The sequence below is a fragment of the Tepidimonas charontis genome (genome assembly GCF_007556685.1).
Classification (GTDB): domain Bacteria; phylum Pseudomonadota; class Gammaproteobacteria; order Burkholderiales; family Burkholderiaceae_C; genus Tepidimonas; species Tepidimonas charontis.
The window spans coordinates 1-6,763 of sequence record NZ_VJON01000067.1 but is presented as its reverse complement, the minus strand read 5'-3'; the positions used below and the strand labels follow the sequence as shown (position 1 = coordinate 6,763).

Sequence of the window (6,763 nt, the reverse complement as noted above, 5' to 3'; positions counted from 1 at the left end):
CACCTTGAGCCGCTCGATCTCCCGCTCGCTCATCTCGATGCGCTTGTCCACCCAGCCCTCCGCTTCCAGACCAACAAGCGGACATTTCTACTTTGCCGGAAGCGGACATTACTATCTTGCTTCTACAGCGTCGATCCGGGCCTTGCAGCGCCGTTGCGTTGTGGCTACAATGCCCGCCATGGATGTGCGCCGCGCCCGCTGGCCGCATGGGCTGGCCTTGATCGCCATCTTGTGGGCCACGCTGTCGCCCGCGATGGCGCGCGTGCTGCTGCCAGCGGCGCAGGAAGGCATCGAGATCTGCACCAGCACGGGCGTCGTGCGTGTCAGCATCTCGACCGGCGCATCGGCGGATACGGCGCCTGCCGATGGCCCGACGGCGACCAGCGGCGGCTGTGACTGGTGTCAGTGGCAAACCGCCACCGTCGCGCTGCCGCCGACGTCCCCGCTGCCGGTATTCGCTCGCGTGGCCGACTCCGCCGCCCCAGAGGGCGCCGATGCCCACGGTCCGGGCCCCTTGCGCTGGAGCCACCCGGCGCCGCGCGCTCCCCCCGTCTTGCTCCCGGCCTGAATGCGCTGGGTGTCCCAGCGGCAATGAGCCGCCGGTGCGTCTGTGGTGCGCCTGCGGATAGGGTGTGAGCCTCGGCCATCCCCGGGATGGTGTGCGAGGAAAAGGGGGATGCCAACGTGTCAACGCATCGTAAGCCAGGGTGGTCGCGCCGCCGCTGGTGCGGCGCGACGGGCGCCATGGTCGGCGCGTCATGGCTGTGGCTGACGGGCTGCGAGCCCGTCCAGCAGCCGACCTTTCGCGGTATCGACGTCACCGGTGCGCCGTACGGGCGCACGCTGTCGCTGACCGATCAGCACGGCCAACGCCGCACGCTGGCCGATTTTCGCGGCCAGGTCGTGATGCTGTACTTCGGCTTCGTCCAGTGTCCGGACGTCTGTCCGACCGCCCTGTCGCGCGCCGTGGAGGTGCTGCAGCGCCTGGGGCCGGAGGCCAAGCGTGTGCAGTTGCTGTTCGTGACCGTGGACCCCGAGCGCGACACCCCTGCGCTGCTGCGCGAGTACTTGGCGGCCTTCCACCCGTCTTTCTTGGGCTTGACCGGCAGCGCCGAGGAAATCGCCGCGGCGGCGCGCGAGTTCAAGGTGTACTACGCCAAGGTGCCCACCGGCAGTGGCTACACCATGGATCATTCGGCTCAGACCTATCTGTTTGACCCAGCGGGTCGGCTGCGCGTGGTGCTCAAACACGAGCAAACGGCTGAGGACTACGCGCACGACATCGCGCAATTGCTGCGCGAGGCCGACCGCGCGCGTTGATTGAGTCGCTGCGCAGACCATCTGTTTGCCATCTGTTTTCGTTCGGGGGGGTCGTCTCGGCCCCGATATTTCAGGACAAGGAGTGTGTGATGAGGATCGGATATCAGCGTTTCGTGTGTGCCGTTGTGTTGGGCGTGGCAGCCGCCGCCCATGCGCAGACGGTGAAGGTGGAAGACCCCTGGGTGCGTGGCACGGTGGCGCAGCAGAAGGCCACGGGCGCCTTCATGCGCCTGACGGCGCCGGAGCCGATGCGCCTGGTGGCGGCTGAGTCGCCCGTGGCCGGGGTCGTGGAAATCCACGAAATGGCCATGGACAACAATGTGATGCGCATGCGCGCCATCCCCGGGCTGGCGCTGCCGGCCAACCGGGCGGTGGAGCTCAAGCCCGGCGGCTACCACGTGATGTTGATGGATCTGAAGCAACCGCTGGGCGCGGGCCAAGAGGTACCGATCACCTTGGTGTTCGAAAACGCGGCCGGGCAGCGCGTCACGCAAGCGGTGACGGCACCGGTCAAGGCCTTGGGTGCGGCGGCACCGATGAAAGGCGGCGCATCGGGAGGGCACAACCATGGCGGACACGGCGACCACAAGCACTGACGCCACGGCTCACACGCTGCCGAGCCTTCTGCCCCGTGGGGCGGTGCTGTTCGATGCCGGTGACGTCGGCGGCTGCTGGCGTGTGCAGCGCGGTATCGTGCGGCTCGACCGCCCCACGGCGGACGGTCCCGTGCTGGTGATGCTGGCGCTGCCCGGCGATTGGCTGGGTGCCGACTCCTTGTGCCATCACCCGCATCAGTGGCGCGCCACCGCCGTGACCCCGGTGTCGCTGCAGCCTTGCGCACCCCGCGACGAGGTCGAGCGCCGGCACTGGCTGGTCGAGGCCTTGCTGCAGCTGCCGCAGCGCTGCCACGACATGGCGCGCCTGCGCACCGGGCCGGTGGCGGCACGCTTGGCGGCTTTTTTGGCGCTGCTGCAGGGGTCTGCAGCGCCGCTGTCCGTCGTCGGCCCCAGCGATGTCCACGCGCTGCGGGAAGCGCTGCCTCCCTTGCGGGTGTTGGCCGACCTGGTCGATGCCAAGCACGAGACGGTGTGTCGCGTGCTGGGGCAACTGCTGCCGCGCTCGCGCGAGGGGTACGCCATGCTGGCGGCCGCCTGAGTCGCTGCACCGTGCAGGGCCAATCCGGTTTGCCCGCACCGCGGCGGTGCAGCGGCGGCTAACGCCGCCGCGCTGGGTATGGCTCAGGCGGCAGCGGCTTGTGGCACCGACGGTTGGGCGCGCGGCGCCGCCGGGGCTGGCGGTGAAGCCGCGCCGGCCCCACGCGCGAACGTCACCAAATGGTCCATGGCATTGCGAATGCCGATCCACTCGCCGACGTCGTGGTCGTGGTGCGAGGGCACGTGCGCCAGCACCGTCTCACCGCTGGCCAGCCGCAGCGTGTACAAAAACTCGGCGCCGCGAAAGGCCTTGCGCACGATTTGTGCCTTCACCGGCGAGGCGTCGTCGTGCACGATGTCGTCGGCGCGCAGCAAAATTTCGCACAACCCGTCCGGGTAGGCGCTGGGCAGAGGGCATTCCTGCGGCCCGTGCAGCGGCCCCAGCGGCGTGTCCACCACCACCTCCTGACCCTGCTGGCGGATGCGTGCCGGCACGAACACGCCGTGGCCGATGAACTCGGCCACGAAACGCGTAGCCGGGCGGTGGTAGAGCGTGTAGGCGTCGTCCCATTGATGCAGGCGGCCCTGGTGCATGACGCCGATAACGTCACCGATCGCAAAGGCCTCCATCTGGTCGTGGGTGACGAAGAGCGCCGTGATGCCGGCGGCCTTGATGATGGCGCGGATTTCGTGCGCCAGGCGCTCGCGCAAATCGACATCCAGAGTGGAAAACGGCTCGTCGAGCAACAGCAGCCGCGGCTGCGGTGCCAAGGCGCGCGCCAGCGCCACGCGCTGCTGCTGACCGCCCGAGAGTTCGTGCGGAAAGCGCGTTTGCAGCCCGTCCAGTCCCACCAGCGCCAGCACTTCGTCCACGCGGGCGCGCTGCTGTGCCGCTGGCAGCGCGTGCAGACCGAACGCCACGTTGCGCGCCACATCCAGATGCGGGAACAGAGCGTAATCCTGAAACACCAGGCCGATGCGGCGCTGCTGTGGGGGGGTGTGAACCCCGGGGCCGCTGACGACCCGGCCCCCGAGCGCAATGCGCCCCGCGGCCAACGGCTCCAACCCTGCCACCGCACGCAGCAAGGTCGTTTTGCCGCAGCCCGAGGGGCCGATCAGCACCCCAATCTGTCCAGCCCCTAAGCCGAATGAGACGTCGTCGACGGCGGGTTGCGCGGCGGCGGGAAAGCACACGCTGACATGGGCAAGATCCAGTTCCATGCGAACGATTGTAGATAATGCGTATTCTCATTTGCAACCTATGAGGTACAGGATGGGTGACCGCTTCCGCGTTTCGGCCGCGCCGGTGCCGACGGCGCCGTACCCCGAGCCCGCGGCGCCGTGGTGGCGCGGGCGGGTGCACGCGGCCAGCCTGATCATCATTGCCTTTGCGCTGCTGCTGGGCTTGCCAGTGTGGGCCCTGCTGAGCGCTGCGCTGACGTGGGATGCGCAGGCGCTGCAAGTGCTGAGCGCCATGGCGGCCACCACGCTGCCGGACTATGTGGGCACGACGGCGGGGTTGGCCTTGGGGGTGGCGTTGGGTGTGGCGCTGGTGGGCAGTGTGACGGCGGCGGCGGTGACCCTGCTGGACTTTCCCGGCCGCCGTGTGGCCGAGTGGCTGCTGCTGTTGCCGCTGGCAATGCCGGCCTATGTGGTGGCCTACGCCTATACCGACTTTTTGCAGTACGCCGGACCGCTGCAGACCTGGCTGCGAGAGACGTTTGGCTGGCAGGGGCGGGTTTTTCCGGAGATTCGCAATGCCTGGGGCGCGGGGTGGGTGTTCGTATTCACCCTCTATCCATATGTCTATTTGCTGGTGCGCACCGCGCTGACCGAGCGCGCCCCGCAGTTGCTGGAGGCCGCGCAGCTACTGGGGGCTTCGTGGGGCCGGCGGGTGCGCGCGGTGGCGCTGCCGCTGGCACGGCCGGCATTGGCCGCCGGGGTGGCGCTGGCCCTGATGGAGACCCTGGCGGACTTCGGTGTGTCGAGCTACTTTGGCGTGCAGACCCTGACCGCCGGCATCTACAAGGCGTGGCTGGTGATGGACGATCGGGTGGCGGCAGCCCAACTGGCAATGGGGCTGTTGGCCACGGTGGCGCTCCTGCTGTGGCTGGAGCAGCGCGCGCAGCGCCGACTGCGGTTTGCCGTGCAGCGTAGCGGTCGCGCTGGGCCCGCGGCGCAGGCCGTTCGCTTGCGCGGTCCCCAGGTGTGGGCCGTGTGGGCCGTGTGCGCAGCGCCGCTGATGTTCGGTTTCGTACTGCCGGTGTCGTTCATGCTGCGTCCCCTGTGGCTGGGGTGGGACACGCTGCCCTGGCAGGCCTTCGTCGGCTGGGCGCGCAACAGCCTGTGGCTGGCTGCGGTGAGCGCGACCCTGGCCACGGGCGCTGCGTTGGCGCTGGCGTGGGTGGTGCGCCGCTTGCCAACGTGGTGGAACCGGGTGGCGGTGCGCGTGGTGGGATTGGGCTACGCGGTGCCGGGGGCGGTGATCGTCGTGGGCTTGTTGCTGCCAGTGGGCTGGGTGCAGGCGCGCTGGGCGGACAGTCCGCTGGCTGGCTGGGTGACGGCGACGGTGCTGGGGTTGATGTGGGCCTATCTGGTGCGCTTTACTGCGGTGGCGCTGCAATCGGTGCACAGCGGCTACAGCCGTGTGCCCACCAGTTGGGACGATGCGGCGGTGACGCTGGGCGTCTGCGGCTGGCGGCTGTGGTGGCGGGTGCACCGCCCGTTGCTGACGCGTTCGGTGCTGGCGGCCTGGCTGCTGGTGTTCGTGGACGTGATGAAGGAGCTGCCGGCCACGCTGGTGTTGCGCCCGTTCGACACCGATACCTTGGCGGTGGTGGCACACCAATTAGCGCGTGACGAACGTTTGGGCGAGGCTGCGCTGCCCGCGCTGACGCTGGTGCTGGTGGGGCTGCTGCCGGTGGTGCTGCTCAGCCGCGCGCTGCGCCGCGGCGAGGTCGGCGCCACGTGAGCGGCGGGCGCGTGTACGCCAGCGCACCACACCCGATGGTCCCCCCGCCAGGATTTTTACTAACTTCACAAAGCATTGATTTTCAAAGCTTTTTAGGCTTAAGGTTTGTAGCCGATACCCCCACATATACCCCCATACATAACACACCACCCCCGCCCCCGAGGGGCGGGGAGAGGTTTCATCCTGTCCACCCCCGGCGACAGCGGCGACAGCGGCGACACCGTGCGTAAGCCGTTGATTTTTCTAGTGTTTTGTGTCGCCACGCGGTGGCGACACCTGGCGACACCTGGCGACACCCTCTCCCGCCCCTGGGGGGCGGGGTGGTGTTTTTGCTGTGCCACCGCCACTGCCAAGCTCTAGCAAGGGGCGGAGCCCCGCCCCTACGCGTGCCGCGCAGTGAGTCCATCGCGTGGGCGCGCGTGGACAAGCCGCCGCCCACCGCCGCCACGGCGGCCGTGGACGGCCCGCGCTGCGCGCGGGTTCCGGCTTGCCCACCCGCTGCCGTGCCGAGGTCTTCCGGCGCGGCCCGCTACCCCACCCCGATTGAAAGATCCCTCTTTTGGGATGCCCCGCTGCGCGGGGCTTTTCGGTCTCTAGAGAGTGACACGCGCTGTTTCTCGTGCTCTGTCGCGCGTATGTGTCGCATTCCTGCAGAAGAGGTGTAGGCGGGCGCATCCCGCGCCGCCACCTCTCAGGAGTCTTCACATGCTCACCGTCTCTACCCCCCTCCGCCACGCCGCGGGCACCGCCGCGGCCCTCCTCGCCCTCGTCACCGCCACCGCCGCCGGCGGCACCGCCGCCGCGCTCGCGGTCGTCGCGCTTGGGATCCGCCCCACCCCCGGCGGCCTGGCCGCCGTCGCGGGGATCCTCCTCGCCACCGCTGCCGCCAGCTTGTGGAGCCTGCGCGCCGCCGCCCGCTGGGCGCGTGCCCGCATCGCCGCGAAAGGGGGTGCGGCATGACGCCCCTGCTCGTACGCGCTGGCCGCCTGCGCGCGCGAGCGCGCCTCGCGCTCGTGGGCGCGCTCGTATGCGCCGTGCTGACCCCCGCTCTCGCTCTCGCCGTGCGCGGCGTGAGCGCTGCCGAGCTGGGCACCGCCGCCGGGCTCGTCGCGCGCGAGCGCACCGCCGCCGCCGGTGCTGCGCTGCGCGAGAGCGTGCGCGCGGCCTTTAGCCGCAAGCCGGCTGCGGAGCCGGCCCCCGCCCCCTCTCCCGAGGACGAGGCCATCATGGCCGACCTCGAGCGCCGGCTACTCGGAGACGCCGAGCCCGCCCCGGCCCCGCAGAAAGGCAGCAAGGGCGAGAAAAAGCGCGCCAAAGC

General features: G+C 69.6%; 8 protein-coding genes. 7 read left to right on the top strand and 1 reads right to left on the bottom strand.

What is annotated here, in order from left to right; genetic code table 11:
* Positions 1–178: 178 nt before the first annotated feature.
* The 4 genes from Tchar_RS12980 (at position 179) to Tchar_RS12965 (ending at position 2,475) form a co-directional block, all read left to right on the top strand.
* Positions 179–568: a DUF2946 domain-containing protein gene (locus tag Tchar_RS12980; protein WP_161595540.1), complete on the top strand. Its 390-nt coding sequence runs from the start codon at positions 179–181 to the stop codon at positions 566–568.
* Positions 569–744: 176 nt separating this feature from the next.
* On the top strand, positions 745–1,320 hold the full coding sequence (locus tag Tchar_RS12975; RefSeq protein WP_144329410.1) for an SCO family protein: 576 nt from the start codon (positions 745–747) through the stop codon (positions 1,318–1,320).
* Between the two features lie 89 nt (positions 1,321–1,409).
* Positions 1,410–1,916, top strand: a complete 507-nt coding sequence (locus Tchar_RS12970; RefSeq protein ID WP_144329409.1) for a copper chaperone PCu(A)C — start codon at positions 1,410–1,412, stop codon at positions 1,914–1,916.
* The gene (locus tag Tchar_RS12965; RefSeq protein ID WP_144329408.1) at positions 1,888–2,475 is read left to right on the top strand and encodes a cyclic nucleotide-binding domain-containing protein; all 588 of its coding nucleotides are present in this window, start codon (positions 1,888–1,890) and stop codon (positions 2,473–2,475) included. The genes Tchar_RS12970 and Tchar_RS12965 overlap by 29 nt, the downstream gene beginning before the upstream one ends.
* Positions 2,476–2,558: 83 nt before the next feature.
* Here Tchar_RS12965 and Tchar_RS12960 read toward each other — a convergent pair whose 3' ends face one another.
* The gene (locus Tchar_RS12960) at positions 2,559–3,695 is read right to left on the bottom strand and encodes an ABC transporter ATP-binding protein (protein ID WP_144329407.1); all 1,137 of its coding nucleotides are present in this window, start codon (positions 3,693–3,695) and stop codon (positions 2,559–2,561) included.
* 52 nt (positions 3,696–3,747) lie between these two features.
* Here Tchar_RS12960 and Tchar_RS12955 point away from each other — a divergent pair, with 52 nt between their 5' ends.
* The 3 genes from Tchar_RS12955 to Tchar_RS12945 all read left to right on the top strand — a co-directional run.
* Complete coding sequence (locus tag Tchar_RS12955) at positions 3,748–5,445, top strand: ABC transporter permease (RefSeq protein WP_144329406.1); 1,698 nt, start codon at positions 3,748–3,750, stop codon at positions 5,443–5,445.
* 705 nt (positions 5,446–6,150) lie between these two features.
* On the top strand, positions 6,151–6,405 hold the full coding sequence (locus tag Tchar_RS12950; protein WP_144329405.1) for a hypothetical protein: 255 nt from the start codon (positions 6,151–6,153) through the stop codon (positions 6,403–6,405).
* On the top strand, positions 6,402–6,763 hold a 362-nt coding region (locus Tchar_RS12945), incomplete at its 3' end, for a hypothetical protein (protein ID WP_408033619.1). The genes Tchar_RS12950 and Tchar_RS12945, both read left to right, overlap by 4 nt.